Source organism: Halobellus clavatus (assembly GCF_900107195.1).
Classification (GTDB): domain Archaea; phylum Halobacteriota; class Halobacteria; order Halobacteriales; family Haloferacaceae; genus Haloquadratum; species Haloquadratum clavatum.
The window spans coordinates 44,561-60,453 of record NZ_FNPB01000016.1 but is presented as its reverse complement, the minus strand read 5'-3'; the positions used below and the strand labels follow the sequence as shown (position 1 = coordinate 60,453).

Sequence of the window (15,893 nt, the reverse complement as noted above, 5' to 3'; positions counted from 1 at the left end):
CTGAAGACACAGTACGAACTGGACAAGTTCGACACGAGCGACCCGGATGTCGTGAAGATTCTGTTGTACGCGGCGTTGCTGTCACTGCTGGTGAGTCGTGATCTGTTGGGTCTGGTCACCGAGCAGGCCGCCGATGAAATCGTGTTTCCGCCGGAACGCTGGGCGGCGACCTTCCGGTCGCACGCCCAGCTCATCCTCCACGAACTCGGCGAGTTCCTCGGCTACTCGCCACCGCCACTGCTGGAGCGACTGATCGAAGACGCACAGAAGATCCACCAACAACGACCGATCCTGCAAGAGACGCTCGCTACCGCTACGCAACCGAGGTGTGAGTCTTAGCTAAAGACGAATGGCTTAGCGCCTATATCCAGCGAACGAGTCCTAAAAATCGACCGCTAGATCAGGTTTTTCGAGCGCCGGCGATGGGTGCCGGCGCAGCAGGAGCGAGCGAGCAACGACTCCCGGTGCGTCGGCGCTTCGAGGTGTTCGAGATGCACATGGTGATTTACGCTCTGGTAGAAGCATCGACCCACGACGACGCACTGGCCACCGGAAAGACGGTGTTCGACCGCCTGGTCGGCGCGGACCCACATGCCGGCGCAGTCTTCGACTACCACGTGACTTTTGATGAGGAAGACACGTCCGTTGCGGGGAAGGCGCGATGGGGTGAGCTCCCGACCGCGGCCCCCGTCGACTCCGACGACGGCCAGGACCTGCTCGAGCGTGGCTGGGAGGCGACGAAAGAAGAGTTCGAGCGCAACCTTGAGCGAGTGAAGGAAGCGCTCAACGAGCTCTCCGACGAGGAGATCATGCGTGACGAAGACCTCGCCCGCCACGCGTTCCATCAAGTTGGTGCGTACGACGGCCCGACGATCTTCCTGTATAACGAACACGCGAACGGCATCCGTCACCGTGAGCAGCTGGATCGAGTGCTGGAGGAGAGCGAGGAGCTCTGGATCGTGCCCGCCGACGTCCACTTTTAACAGATGCCCCGGATCACAAACTGGCGGCGTGAAAGTCGCACGCCGACGCTCGAGTATCGTAACACCGAGACTGGCGCTCGGGCTGTCCTACACCGAGCCCCGGACTCGTACCGCTACAAGTGGCGTGGCGCGATCATCGTCGACGGCTACCCAGTATGGTCGCGAGGGTACGAGACGAAGGACGCGAAATCGTTCCGTGACGAGCTCCGCGACCAACCTGCTCCCGAGATGAGTTGTCCAGAGTGTCTGGACGGCGACGTGGTCATCGGTGGGAAAACTGCTGACGGCGCGAAGGTACAGCGCTGGTTCGAGTGTCGGAACTGTGGGTACGAAGCGCCCTCAAGGATTGTGTACGGCGCCGAGCGTTGAGAGACATACCCACCTTTACCGTGTTAGAAATCGGTCTCGAATTCGTCTTCGTCAGGCAGCATCTCAAGTGCCTCCTCAGCAGAAACAGCTTCAGGAGACCCATTACCGTCTTCATCTCCGGCTTCTCCGGCTGTGGGAGCGGACATACAAAACCAGACACAGTGTAGTCAGATAAACCTTTACCGGCAGTACAGCACCAAGCAACATCCCTGACGACGAAATTCCTGAAAAGTGCGTGCACTCACTCAGACCAACGCCCAGTACAACACGGTCGTGATAGTTAGCAATTGAGAGGCGGATCTATTTTCAGCGGCATCGGTGGCGTTTATTTCTGGGCCGGAATGAGTGGCCCGTCTCAATCGGGCCAGATTCACAGATGAGTTTAGAAATCATCGACCGACACAGTGAGGCACTGTTCGAGTTCCTCTGGTGTCCCGTTTGCGGGCACGAGGTATTCAGCCACATTCCGTTCGAGGGCGTGTTCTGCAGGAACTGCAATACGCAGGTTGAACTCCAAGAATCCCGAGAGACACGCGGCTACGAGGAAGCCGTTCTCGCTTGCTTCGACACCCACTCAACGTGGAACCTCCACGTCGACGAAAAGCTCCGTCGCGACCTACCCGATGGGTCGGCGCGGGTGAAGATCCTCGGCGCACCGGGTGCCTACGAGGTCGACTGGTGGAGTCCAGCACCTGGGGAGGATTGGGAGCCAGTCGAGCGTGGTGAATTCGACGACGTGGAGGAACCAGACGAGGTGTCACATCTCGCGTAGTGGATAGCAATCCCGCTACGACTGCGTAGTGTTGTTCCTGCGCCGGCGATGGGTGCCGGCGCACATGTGCCGGCGAGTACCGATGTCGACACGGAGTCAACTCCGATTCGTCCAACGAGTCGAACAGACCGATGAGGCAGATGGCGGCGCCGACCGCGTCGCGCAGGTGTACCGGCATTCGGACGGCTACCCGGGGAGCGTCCTCCAGGATCTTGCACAGCTGAAAGAGCTGCTCGATGCGACCCGTGCCGAGCGCGGACCGGGTTACACGGCCGCGACGTTCGTGTTCCTCAACAAGCTCTCGACGGTCGACCTCTATCTGGATGGCGACCCAGAGCGAACGATCGACGCGGCTCAGCCAGCGGATCTCCTCGAGCCGTCCAATATGGAGCACCTCAACCAGCCGCTGTTCCTGCTGGGCTACGGTGTCGAGAATCCGGCTAACGGCATCCACGGCGACGAGGAGTACCTCTACGTCGTCGAACTCCCGACCCGGAACCCGTTCGACGAACTGACAGAGTGGACAGTCAAAGTGAGCGGTCACTCTGCATTCCCCCGCTGGGACGGCCCGACCGACGAGGCCTTCGAGCGGGCGAACTGGCAATTCCACGGGTCCCTCGAGGACGCGCTCGCAGAACTGGTCCGGGACGAAGCAGTCGTCAAGTAAAATGCCAAATCATATTTATATAGATAGGGTTTAGAAAGACCCAGATGATTTCGAAGGCCGGACTCGCCGTACTTGACGCGCTGAGTACCGGCCGTGAAGCAACACCGGAGGAACTTGCGGCCGAAACCGGATATTCACGAGACCATCTCTACGAGGTACTCGACGAATTCCTCGCAACGGGATTGCTCGCAGAAACCCGTAGCCCCAGCAATCAGCGTCGAGTCCGCATTGCGGAACATCCCGTCACCGAAGCGTATCGAACGCTCCAGTCGGTGTTCAGCCACGTAGACTGGACGGAACTACTCTCGCCAGCTGCCCTCCGCGTGTGTTGGTATCTCGATAGACCACGACACATCGCTGATATCGCAGACCGACTCGGAATCACTCGACAAGGTGTCCACAGCGCGTTATCGCCGCTCAAGCACCGAGCGTTACTCTCCAGATCCGATCCGAAGTATGCCCTCCAAGACGAGGTCTCGCCGCTGTTGGCGTTCGTCCGGGCCGCCGTAGAGCACGAACATCGATCACGAGTCCGAGAAATCGCTCCCAGCGCCACGATCGCGTGGTGTGATCCGAAGCGATCCCTCGTTCGCGTGCAGACCGGTGAGGATACAGACGCACTCCAAGCAGCTCCGGACTGGAAGATGACCGGACTGGGCCGGTTCGCAGTGTATGGTCTACAGTTTTTCCTCGCCGGCGAGCCTCCGTTCTGGTATGCTCCAGACGAGGAGCTACCGCCTGCTGAAGTCGTGTGCCATACGCTCCTTCTCGATAGCGGATCCCGGCGCGTCAGTTATTCGATGCTGCTGATCGAGGCGGAGGATATCGATCAGGAGACACTCGTCGAGACCGCACAGTGGTACGACCTAGAACCTACTGTGAAAGCGTTGTATCGGCCACTTCAAGGTGACTTCGACAGGCCAGATGATCTGCCCGTCATCCTCCCAAAGAAGGACGAATATATGGCACTCAAAGAGCAGTACGGAGTCGCGTAACACCAACCCAGAAGCCCAGCGGAAAATTGCGACGGGTTAGATGATACCGCCGATCACGAGTAGTCCGACGACAAGCAGCAGCGTCGCAACCACGCTCCCGCCAGCCAGCTGCTTGTTCTCCATTGCCTTCTCGTGGAGTGACATCTCGGCGTACTCCTCTCGGAACGCCTCGAGGTTCTCCTCGTCGTAGAAGTACTTCATCTTCAGCGCGAACCGTTCGGTCACCGCACAACCTGTACAGACCGGATCCCCTTCGAGCCGTTCGGTCTTGCTGTGGCTGCCGCAGGCGATCGCCCCGCAGTTCGGACAGTAGGTGTACGTCTCGTCAACGCCGCTCGTTTCGCAGTGGACGCAGCGATGAATCCCGTCCTCCAGAGTGACCCGTGAAGAGCCAGCAGCATAGTCTTCAGGCAGACCAGTACCTGAACCTCGAGATTCCTGTGGGGATGCTCGATAACGACTTCCGCAATCCCGACCTGGAACGATTCGTCGATCGGTTCTTCGAGCACGAGCCACAGGTCGGTGACATCGGTGACATCTACGAACCAGCTGACGCCGACGCCCACGTCGTTGCCGCTCGCGAGATCCAAGCGAGCTACCCCGAGGCCGATCTCATCGTCGTTCCGAAGTCAGGGCGGTGATCGACGCGATTCCCGAGACCCTCGTCCTCGGGTATTCACGAGGATACGCCGACCGCCTGGCCCACGAGTTCTCCGACCCAGCCGATTGGAGAGGGCGGCGCGTCCACATCCTCGGCGGGAGTCCGCCCAAGCAGCTCAACGCCATTCGACAGCTGACCAGACCGACACTCACGGACGAGCCACCAGCCGACATCGTCGGCGTCGACTGGAACGGGCTGCATCGCGGCGCGCAGTTCGGTGAGTTCTGGACGGCCGACGGCTGGGACGACAGCGGTCGCGACGCCGACCACGTCACCGTGCGAAAGACGGTGCGCCACAGCCTCGCTCGCGTCCGTGAGTTTTGGAGGGCCCACGGAATCTGGCCCGAAACGACACCGCAAAACGAGGGGCTCAACGTCGAGTACGAGGGTCCGAGTCCTGCCGATCTCGAGGACGCTGCCTGTACCGAGTGCGGGACGAACGTCTGGCGAACTCGCCGCGGCCCGTACGTCGCCGAATACGATATCGGCGCAATCTGTGGATACTGTAGCTACGGGTGCTACTTCAGCCACCGTCACCGGAACAACCTGGAGGAGATCGCCGGCGAGCAGAGCGTCTACCTCCCGCCGGCGTGACTTCGCGACCTGTTTTTCGTGCCCCCAGAGAGGGCGAGGGCTCCTTCGAAAGCTCTCAGAGGTGATTTATTATGAGTCAACAACAGAGCGTTGACAACGTCTCGATCGACGACATCCCAGTCGATATCGCCAACACACAATCAGGTGAGGTCGATCCCACTGAGGTCCCCGATGAAATCGAATCGATCACCCGGGGACTTGCCGGCGACCATCCGCCGACAAATCCCATAGTGGTTCTCAAAGCGGCTCGCTGGTGGTATCTACACGGGAAGGGGGGTTCAGATCCCGCCTTCCAGTGGGCCATCGAATGGACGCGTCACCTTGCGATCGACACGCCGAGCGACGTCGAGCAATTCGACGAGTTTTGCGACTACCTCGTTACGGTCGGCTTCGCTGACGAACGCCACGAACTCCGCTAACCGACAGACTCGGTTTTTTGGACGCCCCTGAGGGGTGCGGCGCGGTCTGAACAGACGCAGTCGCCGTGACATTGATTCGGTGAACACAATGGCTACGACCAGTGATTCGTCGGTCTCCTTCGACCAGACCGACACGCGATCCGACGAGATGCACAGCACGATCGAACAGTGGATCGACGACCTCGTCGCCGGCGTCGACGACGCACAGGCCAGCGCGGAATTCCAGGAGTGGCTTGACGTTCAGAGTCGCTTCCACGACTACTCGTATCGGAACGCGCTCCTCATCAAGCGGCAGTGTCCCGAGGCAACCCGCGTGGCGGGCTACCGGACGTGGCAGGAGGAGTTCAACCGCCACGTCGCGGAAGGCGAGTCGGCCATCTGGATCTGGGCGCCGATCATCACGAAACGCTGCCCGGAGTGCGAGAACTCGCCGAGCTACCACGAGGACAGTGACTGTGACTACGACGAGACGCCGCCCGAGGAGTGGTCCGAGGGCCTCGTGGGATTCAAGCCTGCGCCGGTGTTCGATGTCTCCCAGACCGAGGGGGAATCACTTCCCGACCTGGACACGGAAGCGACCGGGGACGCCGGCGACCTCGTCGAACAGTTGACTGCCGCTGCCGACGACCTCGATGTGACGGTACGAATCGTTCCGGAAGCGGAGTGGACCCACGGCGAGGCGAAAGGCATCTGCGAGCAGCTGAGTCTCGTCGATATGCAACCGCGTGTCGAGGTGCGTGATCGGGCAAACGAGGCCGACCTTGCGCGGACGCTGATCCACGAGTACGCGCACGCCTTGCTCCACTTCGACGTCGACGACGACACCGAGCGGGCGAAACGCGAAGTCGAGGCCGAAGCCGTCGCCTACGTCGTCGGGCGCTACTGCGGGCTCGACACGAGCGGGTCAGCGTTCTACCTCGCTGCGTGGGAGTCGGACGGCCCCGAGGTCTTTCGCGAGCGCCTCGGCCGGATTAGTCGAACGGCAGAGGAACTCATCGACGTTCTGGAGGACGAATCCCCGTCCTCACCCATTTAACCAACGTGGTAATGAATTTCTTCCGCCCTGTTGGTTAAGTTTTCTGCGCCCGCCAGCCTCGTGTTTCGTTAATCGATTTTAACCAAGCAGCGAAGGCTTGTACCCACAGGATCCGACATATCGCGATTTTCTCTCGTTGCGCAAAATCGTCCACTATCCGAGCAAACGAAACGAGGGCTGAGACAGTCCATCACCTATCTGATCTTAGCCAATTTTGAAATAGCCAATTCAAAATTAGTCTATTCGAGAGTGTTTTACTGGTGGAGGACGACGGGTGCCTATGGAGCGTTTCGTGGACCGGGACGAGGAACTCTCGCGACTGCGAGAGTGCTACGACTCCGATCGGGGGGAACTGGCGGTTATCTATGGCCGGCGCCGTCTCGGCAAGACCCAACTCGTGCAACACTCACTTCGGGATCGGGACGACGCTGTCGTCTACCAGGCGACCGAGACGACGACACAGTTCCAGCTCGACGAGTTCGTCGACGTCGCCGCCGAGACGTTCCCTGGCATCACGAATATCAAGCAGAACTGGGAGGCACTCCTCACATATCTCGGTGACCAGAACGCGGTCGTCGTCTTAGACGAATTCCCCTACCTCATCGACGCCGACGGGAGTCTTCCTTCCGTCATCCAGCGTCTCTGGGATCAGCACTTCCAGCAGACGTCCGGAACGCTCGTGCTCGTCGGCTCATCGATCAGTATGATGGAGGAGGCTGCTCTCCTCGGGAATAGTCCGCTCTACGGCCGCGCCACCGTGAAGCTGGACCTCCGGCCTCTAGACTTTGCCGCCGCCCAAGAGTTCCTCCCAGACACTTACACGCCCGAAGAACGCGTGTTCGCGTGGGGGATCGTCGGCGGTGTCCCGTACTACCTCGACGGAGTGGACCTGAGTCGGGATCTCGGAACAGTGCTCACTGAGGAAGTGCTCTCACAGCGAGGGTATCTCCACAACGAACCCGAGTACGTTCTCCGTACCGAGTTGACTGACCCCAATCGGTATTTCGCGATCCTCACCGCGATCGCTGCGGGGAAGACGACATCGAACGAGATTGCGCAAGCGATCGGGATCGACGGGAAGCAGATTTCTACGTACACGCAGAAACTCGAGCGATTACGGCTCATCGAGCGGGAGGTTCCGCTCACGGAGCAGAAGGCGAAATCTCGCCGCGGTCGGTATCGACTCCTCGACCCGTTGTTCCGGTTCTGGTTCCGGTTCGTCTACGGGAACGAAGACCGCTACGAGCGACTCGGCGAAGACGCCTACGAAGCACTCATCGAACCAGAACTCGCAGACTTCGTCAGTACGGCATTCGAGACGCTCTGCCAGGACGCTCTCCCGGATCTCTACCCGGACAAGCTCTTCCTCGATATCGGGCGCTGGTGGTACAAGGACCACGAGATCGACGTCGTCGGATTCGCTGACGAGGCAACGATGGTCGTTGGGGAGTGCAAATTCACGAACGCGCCTATGGACTACAGCGCGCTCGCATCGCTGGAAGAACACGCCGAAGCGGTTCGATGGACGCCACGAGACGGTGGAGACGTCGACATCGAATACGCGTTGTTCACGCGGAGTGGTGCGACCCAAGCCGTCCGCGAAGCAGTCGCCGAGCGCGACGACCTCAACCTGTTCGACCTCCGAGAGATCGTCCGTATCCCGTGACTTCTCCCACGACTAACGTCCTGTTTCTTACCCATAAGTTCACCAAGTTCCAAACAGAGGTTTCAGACGCTGTCGACCCCAATCTATACTCAGAAGATCGAGGTGAGGAGTGAGCCGGGCGATGATCTCGGCAGTCGGGGGTTACTGAGGACGCTCGCCAGATCCAGCCAGCAGACCCACACAAAGAATAATACTTTTGTCTGTTACACAAATTTGTGTAGCTATAGAATGTATGAGGTGTGCGGTGAGAAGGAATTCAAGGTCCTCCTCGCGCTCGATCCAGGCGATTCCATCTCCGGCGTCGCGCGGAAGATCGACGAGAACCGGGAGACGATTCGGCGCGTCGTGAACCGTCTCGAGGAGGCCGGCTACGTCGTGTATGATGATGGTCTCCAGTTCCTTGATCAGACGATTCGGGATGTCGGGCTCGAGTTCCTGGCCGCAGCAGCGGCTACCTCGCCGCCGTCAATCCCGGAGGCGTACGTCCTTCCGCAGTTCGCTGGCATGGACTACGCATTCACCGCTATCGATGCAGTCTACGTCTGGACTCGCGGTGGCTATCAAGTCGCTCGCGAGCCGGATGATTATCCGCTGTTCATCGCCGTCCACGAGTCAGATTTTGACGCCTGGACAGCGTTCTTCGACCGATTTGGGATCCCCACTGCGGAGGACCGCCAACCTGCCGACGGTCTCGACGGCGCTATTCAGGTTGTCCTCGAGCCACGGGCAGAGATCGAGGCTGAGATGGTCGACGGACGACCCGTCATTCCGCTTCAGGACGCTGTTGCGTTCGCAAACGAATACTACGCAACCTTCGAGTCCGCACTCGACATGCTCGACCGGATGTACGACCAGGTCGACACCGATGTGAATTATCGCCGGGAGCCAACCTGAATGAGCCAAGAAGACCGCAGTCAGTGACTCACGACTGAAGTCGTGGGCTTTTCGGTGGACTCCCGTTCTGCCGACACTGGGGTGTCGGACGCCACGTCAGTCGCGTTCACGGTCATCATCCCCGACTTCAGGGCGTACTGACAGAACGCCCCTCCAGCGGGGGACTTCTGCCCTCGCTAGAGTTTTCGCGCGAGTTTTCGCGCCACGTTCTTCGCCGCGTTGTAGTCTGCATTTGCCTGATAGGAACAGTCCAAGCACTCGAAGTGTTGACCATCCCGGTTTTCCTCCAAGATACAGCCACACTTCGAGCATTGCTGGCTCGTGTACTGTGGCTCTACTGTAGCCACGACGACCCCGCATCCGCTTTCTGTGCGTGGCTGCCGCTAAGAAATAAAGCGGCCAGAGCGAACCGACGCTGTTTATCCGCGCCTCAACAGGAGCGGAGGCGATCATCAGTGGGCAATCCTGACAGTCAATCGTCTAACACAAGCAAGCTTTCACCAGAACAACGGCTCGAATCCCCGAATACCCGACTCATCAACGCCGGCATTGTGACGATTCACGACATGGAGACGCTGCGAGCGTGCGTCGCCTACGAGAACGCGAATCAGCAGCGCGTCCAGGTCCTCCGCCGGCTCGAAGATCAGGCCAGTGAAATCCGCTCACAGGACGGCTGACGCGACAGCTAGGGGCAGTTTGTCAGGGCCTCGGTGGGTGGAGACTCGAATGAGATGACCGACCTAAAATCGAGATTCAACGACAGACCGCGTTCGGTGATGATGGCCAGCTCGAAGTGACCGAAACGAGCATCGAGACATCACTCGAGGACTTCGGCGCTGACGTGGATCACCGCGACCGCGATTCACGACTTGGCCGACCCGAGGCGAGCGAGTTCGGCGTCGACGATCGGCCCGAAGTCGAGCACTCAGAAGAAGGCGATCAGCCCACGCTCTTCGCTGATACGGCCGAGGACCAACAGATACTCGCCGGCGACGATGCGGCCGCTCGCTGTCTCTTCGAGGAGTAACTATGACACGACTCACAAATTGGACGCGAGAGAGCCGTACACCGACCCTGGCGTACCGACATACAGAGATCGACGCTCAAGCAGTCCTGCACCGAGCACCAGATTCGCACATCCACACGTGGCGGGCCGGGATTCTCGTCGAGAGCTACCCGTGTGGTCGCGCGGCTTCGCGACGAAGGACGCCACGGCGCTTCGGGACGAACTCGAAAAGCGCCCCCAGTCGGAGCTCCGCTGTCCAGAGTGCCCGAACGACGAGGTCGTCGTCGGCCAGAAGAGTGCCGACAGTGCGAAGGTCCAACGGTGGTTCGAGTACCGGGAGTGGGGCTACGAAAGCCGCTCAGCACTTGTCTACGGTCCCGAGCGCTGATTCTTAACAAGGAAGCAGACGACAAGCGGAAGACGCAGTGGACTCGACCTGACCGGTGGGTTCAAGACGATGGGTAAGGAATTCTTACGTAGAGTCACTCATGAGTACTGACGACCCGGAAGTCGCGACGGTGACATCAAAGGGGCAGATCACCATCCCAAGTCGGCTACGCAAACAGTTCGGCCTCGAACAGGGGACGAAACTGATGGTCGTTCCAACGGACTACGGCCTCGTGCTGAAGAAACTTGAGCTCCCCTCCGTCAAGGAGTTCCAGCAGCGTGTCGAGGAGCGTGCTGAAACGGTCGATCTGTCGATAGACGAGGTCAACGAGCTGGTCCACGAAGCGCGGGGCGCCGATGAATGAGAGCCGTTCTCGACACGAATGTCTTCATTTCGAGTGTCATCTCTACGGGTGTCCCCCACGAAATCGTCGTCAAGGGGTTTAGCAGCGAGTATCAGATCGTCGTCTCCGTCGCGACACTCACAGAATTTCGAGACACCCTGCTCAAATACCCAGAGAAGTTCCAGATGGACGAGGAAGACGTCCAGGAGGAGGTCGAAACGATCCGCTACTTCGCGGAGTTCGTCGACCCGGACGAAGAGATCACGGCGGTCGACGACGATCCCGATGACGACAAGTTTCTCGAAGCTGCCGTAGCCGGGAATGTCGACTACATCGTCTCCGGCGACCGCCACCTGCTCGATCTCGATTCGTTCCAGGGGATCGATATTGTCGAGCCCAGAGCATTCTACGAACGCCTCACGGCCCAGTAAGCCGCTCGTGACCCACAGGAAATGACGGCCTCCAGAGTGTCCAGCAATTCGTCTTCGCGTTCACCGAGGCTCATGCATTGAGACACGGATCCTCGTGGGACGCGTCGATATCGCGGTCGTACTCATCGGCGATCATCTCCAACGCCGGCTCGTAGTTCACCCGGTACTCCAACATGTGCTCGATTACCTCGTCCAACGGAATGACCGGATTGCCGTCAACCCACTCGCGAGTGATGTCCCCACTCCTCGGGAACAACACGTACGAGACAGTCGCATCGTAGTCGGTTGCATCCGGCCGCTCTTCGATCCGGCTCGGAATCCCGAACTCATCGAAGAACGCCGTCCACCGTTCGACGTCCTGGTCGGCGACCTGGATGAAGATCGGATAGTCGTCGTGGCCGCGGGCGATCTGATAGCCGCCGTGGGTCCAGACGTAGACGCCGTCGATTTTCGTGTACGCAAAGGGCATCCCGGCGAAGTGTGGAATGACGTAGCCGTCGTCGATCGAAGGGGGAACAGCGCGAGAGATGGCCGCGACGAGATCGTAGTAGCGATCCCTGACAGCGTACTTCTCGATGTAGACGCCGTCCTCACGCCGGATGAAGCCTGCGTCCTCCAACCGCTCGATCCAGTCGTAGACCCACGAGTAGGAGCCGTCGATCTTCTGGGCGATTCGCCGGATCGAGTCACCCGGCCGGGCCGCGACCATGATCTTCGCCGCGGTCTCGTCGACGTACTCCATCATCGTTAGTTATCGGTATCGCATCTAACGGTATTAGTCTTGTCCCCCGTATCTCCTATAGAGTTATCTCTATACAGATATACTATTCTTGGCTCCGGTAGTCCGATCCGGCTCAGCATTTGAGCAGAGATGAATTAACCAACTGAGGATACGACTGATCGCTATTCGTTGGTTAAGTCTATCAGCGCCCGCCGAGGGGCGGAGGCGCACTCCCGTCTCCACGAACTATGACCGACCGATATCTAACGACTGTTCTCGACGAGGCAGAGCGAGTCGCAGAGCACCACGAGCAGGTCGCCCAATCTTCGGGCCATCCGGAACACGAGTATCTTCGGTACGCCGTCCTTCGGCTGCTCGAAGACGAGGCTGACGAAACATCGGTGGAGATACCGCAGATTGACGGCGTGACTGTCGGATACGGGGAGGACAAGGCGATGTACGAGAGCTGGGATGACGACGTCGAATGGTGGGAGACGGTTTCGCCGCAGGAGGCGTGTACCCGTTTCCGGGTGTTCTACCCCGACGAGCACAAGGCAGTTCCGCGAGTCATCGTCGACGTGATGGCAGCACTCGGGGCGTGGCGTGTCTGGACTGGGAGCGCTGCCGCCTGTGGCTCCTACGACCATCGCGAGCGTCAGGAAGTCCACTATCTGTGGCCGGAGGGACATCCGGTCGAGGGCCTGCTTGCGAATCGGCTCCAGGATCCCGAAGCTGCGGTTGCCCCAGACGGCGGCCGCACCGGCGACGTACGCGATCGGATGGTCGTCACGGAGCACTCGCCCCAGCACGACGACCTCGAGCCGCGAACCAGCCGTGCCGTCGACGAATCGATGGCCGTCTCGCTGCTCGAAAAGGGTGGCCGCTATGAGGTCCGATCGGCGTCCGGAAACTGGTATGAAGTCGACGTGATCAGCGAGTCGTGTACGTGTCCAGACTGGCGGAAGCGTACGCCCGAGGGCGGCTGTAAACACCTCCGGCGAGTCGATCACGAGATCAAGCAGGGGCGGGTCCCACGACCTGATGGGCGCCTCCCCTCAAACTCGTAGCGTCACTGGTCCTCATGTAGTCTCACTATGCAGGAGTCACACGGGGTGAGACGAAGGAAACGACTGACTGAGAGACTTGCCGAGGAGAACCGAGCCGATCACGATGACAGCCCCACCGACGAGCATGGGATCCAGACCACCTCGAGTCGTTGTGATTCGGCCAGTGCCAGATCAAACGTCGAACTGACGCCAATCTTGAGGGCGAACGTGACACCCACACCGATTACGAACGGGAGACTCCACTCCAAGCCGGCGGTCACAAAGACATCCACCCGGGTTAGCTCGGTCGTCTGGTGTAGATAGATGCTGAATACGGTGAGCGGTGGGAAATCGAATCTGGATAGTTTTAACCAACAAAACTATTGATTCTGCCCCCAGTGTTGGTTAACACAGATCGACCCATGTCCTACGAACCACCGACGCCGCCAGCGGAACTCCCATCAGACATCGTCGATACGCTTAATGGATGCTCCCCAGACCAGCTCCAGCACGTTGCCCGCTACGCCGAGGCAGTAGCCGAACACAAGGAACGTGAGGCTCGTCTCGACGAAGAGTCAGATGAAGACGAAATCGAAGAGCGGCCCAACGACCTCCCGGACGATGTCCCAGCGAAAGCCACGATCACAATCAAGGAGATCAACGATAACCGCTACTACTACTGGCAGTGGAGAGAAGGTGACACAGTGACGTCAAAGTACAAAGGGCCGGTCAATCCGGACAAGTGAACGCAACCTGGGGCCCCCATCCCACGTTGCCGTCGTTTCCCCACGAACTCCGCATCACGATGGTATAGACGACAAGAAAATCGTAGGACACACCCCCCGTTTTCGAGTTGTAAATGGGAGATGGAAAGGGGATAGCACAGTACATCGACCGGCACGTCAAATCTCTTGGCTCACCCACCCCCCGTTTTCGAGTAGTAACGAGACATCCCGACGACCGACACCCCCCATTTTCGAGTTGTAACGCAGCACGCTGGATACGAACACCCCCCGTTTTCGAGTAGTAAGTGCTGGGAGAATCCGGAGGAGATTAGTTCTTACTCTGGAACTGCTTCAGCCGTTCGCGGACAACCGCACTGATTGTCGCCTCTTCGTGAGCTAGATCTTCGAACCGGGAATCCTCACGGATCGTCTCCATGATCGTTTCCGGATCTTCAGAGAGGGAGAAATACATATGCACTCCTTTGCCTCGCCCCTTACCTCGACGCTCAAAGTCCAACACACCGTACGTACTCTGCTCAGTGACGTGATTTACGAAGGTCTCGCGACTGTACTGGTCCGCGTCCATCGTATCAGCAATAAATTGGTACGTCTTGAACGCAGGTCCAGCAGGGATCCACTCAGGATGTTCTCTTGCGTAGTGTGCCGTCGCCGCCACAGCGTAAATCGAGAGTTTCTTTTGAGTCGATATTCCGCTGATATGGCGGAGTTTGCGGTTTTCGGTGTATTTCTCCTGGGCTTCACGGACATCAGTCTCGGTAACCGTGTCAGCTCCACGCCGCTCAGCTAATTCGCCAGCCCATCTGAGGAGATCAATCGCCTTTCGCGCATCCCCGTGCGTTTGGGATCCAAACGCGGCAACAAGCGGAATGACATCATCTGCAAGTGATTCTGGCTTGAAGGCGTCCCCCCGGTTGTGGAGAATACTACGGAGTTGCGTCGCATCGTAATCGTCGAAGAAGATGTCGTCGGGATTGTAGGAACTCTGTGCGCGGCTGTTGAGATCCTTCATGAAGTCGGCATAGTTCGTTATCGTCGTAAGTGAGATGGGACCATCAAAGTCGGCGAGTTTGCGAGCCCGTGAAAGCTGGTAGATGAGAGAATTGTACTCTGCTTCCTGATACGGTCCCTCGAGCATATCGATCTCATCGAGGATGAAGATGACACCGTCATAATACTCTCGCATGAGTTCGTACAGTCGCTCGAGCTTCTGATCCGTTGAAACGCCAGTTTGGGGAACACCAGGATCAACGCCGAGGTCGTTGGCAGCAGCTTTAACTAACCGATAGACAGCCCGATCTGCAGTCTTCGGCCCCTCGCAGTTGATTGAAATGACCCCGAAGGTCTTGTCTTGAGATTCACACAGTTCAACGATCTGTTTGCAGACTGCATGAATGATGAGCGACTTCCCAGTTCCAGAGGGACCACTCAGAAGCATATCCGGGATGCCTTCGTTCTGGAGTACCGGTTTCAGGTTGTCGACGACACGGCCCAGCTGGTCATCACGACCGACGATACGATCCTCGTCGATGATGGTATCTGACCGAACGAGGTCTTTGTTCGCGAAGACCCCGCCGGACGACTCGGTTTGGAGTCGATCCCGGATTGAGATGCCGCCACCGTCGCCGTTGGTTGCTTCTTGAGACGAATCGGTTGGATCCGAGTCGTTCTCGAACGTCGCTTGTGATGTATCGAGCGAATCTATATCCTCGCCCGTCGACTCAGGGCTTTCAGGATCAGCAGAAGAAGATTCACGATCCCCCTCATCTTCCGCGTGATTCGATCCTGCTCTACGTCCCTCTCGTCCCATTATGAAGCCCCTCGAACTCTGGGTATAAAAATATGGACCCTTGTGGAGTTGTAACCGGGCGAAAACAGGCTATCTAACGACTATAGACCCGTATTCTCTGAATGAGTCAGATACCGTCTTCGGAATCTATCACCCTCCGTTATCGATTTGTAACGGTTCGACAATAGCGAGCTTCGTCGAACTTCCTCGATGACCTAGACTCCCCGTTTTCGAGTTGTAAGACGTTGTGAGGAGGTAACACACCTGGTTCGTGCTCCCACCCACCCTATTAGCGTGTTGTAAGGAGAAGGGAATCGAAGTGAGTCTCGGAGCAAAGTCCACATAATCTGGATTTTGTGAATGATGCTCT

General features: G+C 58.6%; 18 protein-coding genes and 5 pseudogenes. 18 read left to right on the top strand and 5 right to left on the bottom strand.

Going from position 1 to position 15,893, the window contains the following annotated elements:
- The 3 genes and pseudogenes from BLU74_RS16600 to BLU74_RS16590 form a co-directional block, all read left to right on the top strand.
- Positions 1-339 (top strand): annotated as a pseudogene (locus tag BLU74_RS16600) (IS4 family transposase); the annotation flags it as partial.
- A 152-nt stretch (positions 340-491) separates the two neighbouring features.
- Positions 492-983, top strand: a complete 492-nt coding sequence (locus tag BLU74_RS16595; protein ID WP_089769359.1) for a DUF7995 family protein — start codon at positions 492-494, stop codon at positions 981-983.
- Between the two features lie 3 nt (positions 984-986).
- Positions 987-1,352 carry a DUF7568 family protein gene (locus BLU74_RS16590; RefSeq protein ID WP_089769353.1) on the top strand — a complete coding sequence of 122 codons (366 nt, stop codon included), beginning with the start codon at positions 987-989 and terminating at the stop codon, positions 1,350-1,352.
- Positions 1,353-1,375: 23 nt separating this feature from the next.
- On the opposite strand, the gene BLU74_RS19520 is transcribed toward BLU74_RS16590, so the two are convergent.
- A complete protein-coding gene (locus BLU74_RS19520; RefSeq protein WP_255246173.1) occupies positions 1,376-1,498 on the bottom strand; it encodes a hypothetical protein in 123 nt (40 codons plus the stop codon).
- 230 nt (positions 1,499-1,728) lie between these two features.
- On the opposite strand from BLU74_RS19520, the gene BLU74_RS16585 reads away from it, so the two are divergent.
- The 3 genes from BLU74_RS16585 to BLU74_RS16575 all read left to right on the top strand — a co-directional run bounded on the left by BLU74_RS16585 (position 1,729) and on the right by BLU74_RS16575 (position 3,786).
- Positions 1,729-2,124, top strand: coding sequence for a DUF7567 family protein (locus BLU74_RS16585; RefSeq protein ID WP_006181022.1), 396 nt, complete (start codon positions 1,729-1,731; stop codon positions 2,122-2,124).
- 82 nt (positions 2,125-2,206) lie between these two features.
- The gene (locus BLU74_RS16580) at positions 2,207-2,791 is read left to right on the top strand and encodes a hypothetical protein (RefSeq protein WP_089769351.1); all 585 of its coding nucleotides are present in this window, start codon (positions 2,207-2,209) and stop codon (positions 2,789-2,791) included.
- A 44-nt stretch (positions 2,792-2,835) separates the two neighbouring features.
- Positions 2,836-3,786 (top strand): MarR family transcriptional regulator, encoded by a 951-nt coding sequence (locus tag BLU74_RS16575; protein ID WP_015310258.1) that lies wholly within the window; start codon positions 2,836-2,838, stop codon positions 3,784-3,786.
- 36 nt (positions 3,787-3,822) lie between these two features.
- Here BLU74_RS16575 and BLU74_RS16570 read toward each other — a convergent pair.
- Positions 3,823-4,194: pseudogene (locus tag BLU74_RS16570) on the bottom strand (restriction endonuclease); the annotation flags it as partial.
- Between BLU74_RS16570 and BLU74_RS16565 the strand changes: the two are divergent.
- The 5 genes and pseudogenes from BLU74_RS16565 to BLU74_RS16545 all read left to right on the top strand — a co-directional run.
- Positions 4,194-5,041, top strand: a pseudogene (locus tag BLU74_RS16565) (DUF6610 family protein); the annotation flags it as partial. The pseudogenes BLU74_RS16570 and BLU74_RS16565 sit on opposite strands and share 1 nt — an antisense overlap.
- A gap of 71 nt (positions 5,042-5,112) precedes the next feature.
- Complete coding sequence (locus BLU74_RS16560) at positions 5,113-5,460, top strand: DUF8013 domain-containing protein (RefSeq protein WP_006181015.1); 348 nt, start codon at positions 5,113-5,115, stop codon at positions 5,458-5,460.
- 88 nt (positions 5,461-5,548) lie between these two features.
- Complete coding sequence (locus tag BLU74_RS16555) at positions 5,549-6,496, top strand: ArdC-like ssDNA-binding domain-containing protein (protein WP_006181014.1); 948 nt, start codon at positions 5,549-5,551, stop codon at positions 6,494-6,496.
- Between the two features lie 280 nt (positions 6,497-6,776).
- A complete protein-coding gene (locus tag BLU74_RS16550; RefSeq protein WP_006181013.1) occupies positions 6,777-8,162 on the top strand; it encodes an ATP-binding protein in 1,386 nt (461 codons plus the stop codon).
- A 228-nt stretch (positions 8,163-8,390) separates the two neighbouring features.
- Complete coding sequence (locus BLU74_RS16545) at positions 8,391-9,056, top strand: helix-turn-helix domain-containing protein (RefSeq protein ID WP_006181012.1); 666 nt, start codon at positions 8,391-8,393, stop codon at positions 9,054-9,056.
- Between the two features lie 20 nt (positions 9,057-9,076).
- On the opposite strand, the pseudogene BLU74_RS19640 reads toward BLU74_RS16545, so the two are convergent.
- A pseudogene (locus BLU74_RS19640) lies at positions 9,077-9,412 on the bottom strand (zinc ribbon domain-containing protein); the annotation flags it as partial.
- Between the two features lie 99 nt (positions 9,413-9,511).
- On the opposite strand from BLU74_RS19640, the gene BLU74_RS16535 reads away from it, so the two are divergent.
- The 5 genes and pseudogenes from BLU74_RS16535 (at position 9,512) to BLU74_RS16515 (ending at position 11,224) form a co-directional block, all read left to right on the top strand.
- Positions 9,512-9,733, top strand: a complete 222-nt coding sequence (locus tag BLU74_RS16535; RefSeq protein ID WP_089769349.1) for a DUF8129 domain-containing protein — start codon at positions 9,512-9,514, stop codon at positions 9,731-9,733.
- Positions 9,734-9,801: 68 nt separating this feature from the next.
- The gene (locus BLU74_RS16530) at positions 9,802-10,083 is read left to right on the top strand and encodes a hypothetical protein (RefSeq protein WP_049804884.1); all 282 of its coding nucleotides are present in this window, start codon (positions 9,802-9,804) and stop codon (positions 10,081-10,083) included.
- Positions 10,084-10,085: 2 nt separating this feature from the next.
- Positions 10,086-10,450 (top strand): annotated as a pseudogene (locus tag BLU74_RS16525) (DUF7568 family protein).
- 100 nt (positions 10,451-10,550) lie between these two features.
- Positions 10,551-10,814: an AbrB/MazE/SpoVT family DNA-binding domain-containing protein gene (locus BLU74_RS16520; RefSeq protein WP_006181008.1), complete on the top strand. Its 264-nt coding sequence runs from the start codon at positions 10,551-10,553 to the stop codon at positions 10,812-10,814.
- Positions 10,811-11,224, top strand: coding sequence for a putative toxin-antitoxin system toxin component, PIN family (locus tag BLU74_RS16515; protein ID WP_006181006.1), 414 nt, complete (start codon positions 10,811-10,813; stop codon positions 11,222-11,224). The genes BLU74_RS16520 and BLU74_RS16515 overlap by 4 nt, the downstream gene beginning before the upstream one ends.
- Positions 11,225-11,294: 70 nt before the next feature.
- Here the strand turns inward: BLU74_RS16515 and BLU74_RS16510 are convergent, their stop codons facing one another.
- Complete coding sequence (locus BLU74_RS16510) at positions 11,295-11,966, bottom strand: helix-turn-helix domain-containing protein (protein ID WP_089769347.1); 672 nt, start codon at positions 11,964-11,966, stop codon at positions 11,295-11,297.
- A 227-nt stretch (positions 11,967-12,193) separates the two neighbouring features.
- Here BLU74_RS16510 and BLU74_RS16505 point away from each other — a divergent pair, with 227 nt between their 5' ends.
- Together BLU74_RS16505 and BLU74_RS16500 are read left to right on the top strand one after the other, a co-directional pair.
- Positions 12,194-13,012, top strand: coding sequence for a hypothetical protein (locus BLU74_RS16505; RefSeq protein WP_089769345.1), 819 nt, complete (start codon positions 12,194-12,196; stop codon positions 13,010-13,012).
- Positions 13,013-13,413: 401 nt separating this feature from the next.
- Positions 13,414-13,737: a DUF6788 family protein gene (locus tag BLU74_RS16500; protein WP_089769343.1), complete on the top strand. Its 324-nt coding sequence runs from the start codon at positions 13,414-13,416 to the stop codon at positions 13,735-13,737.
- Positions 13,738-14,044: 307 nt separating this feature from the next.
- Here the strand turns inward: BLU74_RS16500 and BLU74_RS16495 are convergent, their stop codons facing one another.
- Positions 14,045-15,544 (bottom strand): Cdc6/Cdc18 family protein, encoded by a 1,500-nt coding sequence (locus BLU74_RS16495; protein WP_217635397.1) that lies wholly within the window; start codon positions 15,542-15,544, stop codon positions 14,045-14,047.
- Positions 15,545-15,893 lie beyond the last annotated feature (349 nt).

What these genes read in the sequence shown, in the direction of transcription:
- BLU74_RS16575 (WP_015310258.1), top strand. Translation starts at nt 2,836, where the DNA reads ATGATTTCGAAGGCCGGACTCGCCGTACTTGACGCGCTGAGTACCGGC.
- BLU74_RS16500 (WP_089769343.1), top strand. Translation starts at nt 13,414, where the DNA reads ATGTCCTACGAACCACCGACGCCGCCAGCGGAACTCCCATCAGACATC.
- BLU74_RS16495 (WP_217635397.1), bottom strand. Translation starts at nt 15,544, where the DNA reads ATGGGACGAGAGGGACGTAGAGCAGGATCGAATCACGCGGAAGATGAG.
- BLU74_RS16595 (WP_089769359.1), top strand. Translation starts at nt 492, where the DNA reads ATGCACATGGTGATTTACGCTCTGGTAGAAGCATCGACCCACGACGAC.
- BLU74_RS16585 (WP_006181022.1), top strand. Translation starts at nt 1,729, where the DNA reads ATGAGTTTAGAAATCATCGACCGACACAGTGAGGCACTGTTCGAGTTC.
- BLU74_RS16560 (WP_006181015.1), top strand. Translation starts at nt 5,113, where the DNA reads ATGAGTCAACAACAGAGCGTTGACAACGTCTCGATCGACGACATCCCA.
- BLU74_RS16545 (WP_006181012.1), top strand. Translation starts at nt 8,391, where the DNA reads ATGTATGAGGTGTGCGGTGAGAAGGAATTCAAGGTCCTCCTCGCGCTC.
- BLU74_RS16555 (WP_006181014.1), top strand. Translation starts at nt 5,549, where the DNA reads ATGGCTACGACCAGTGATTCGTCGGTCTCCTTCGACCAGACCGACACG.
- BLU74_RS19520 (WP_255246173.1), bottom strand. Translation starts at nt 1,498, where the DNA reads ATGTCCGCTCCCACAGCCGGAGAAGCCGGAGATGAAGACGGTAATGGG.
- BLU74_RS16510 (WP_089769347.1), bottom strand. Translation starts at nt 11,966, where the DNA reads ATGGAGTACGTCGACGAGACCGCGGCGAAGATCATGGTCGCGGCCCGG.
- BLU74_RS16590 (WP_089769353.1), top strand. Translation starts at nt 987, where the DNA reads ATGCCCCGGATCACAAACTGGCGGCGTGAAAGTCGCACGCCGACGCTC.
- BLU74_RS16505 (WP_089769345.1), top strand. Translation starts at nt 12,194, where the DNA reads ATGACCGACCGATATCTAACGACTGTTCTCGACGAGGCAGAGCGAGTC.
- BLU74_RS16580 (WP_089769351.1), top strand. Translation starts at nt 2,207, where the DNA reads ATGTCGACACGGAGTCAACTCCGATTCGTCCAACGAGTCGAACAGACC.
- BLU74_RS16520 (WP_006181008.1), top strand. Translation starts at nt 10,551, where the DNA reads ATGAGTACTGACGACCCGGAAGTCGCGACGGTGACATCAAAGGGGCAG.
- BLU74_RS16515 (WP_006181006.1), top strand. Translation starts at nt 10,811, where the DNA reads ATGAGAGCCGTTCTCGACACGAATGTCTTCATTTCGAGTGTCATCTCT.
- BLU74_RS16550 (WP_006181013.1), top strand. Translation starts at nt 6,777, where the DNA reads ATGGAGCGTTTCGTGGACCGGGACGAGGAACTCTCGCGACTGCGAGAG.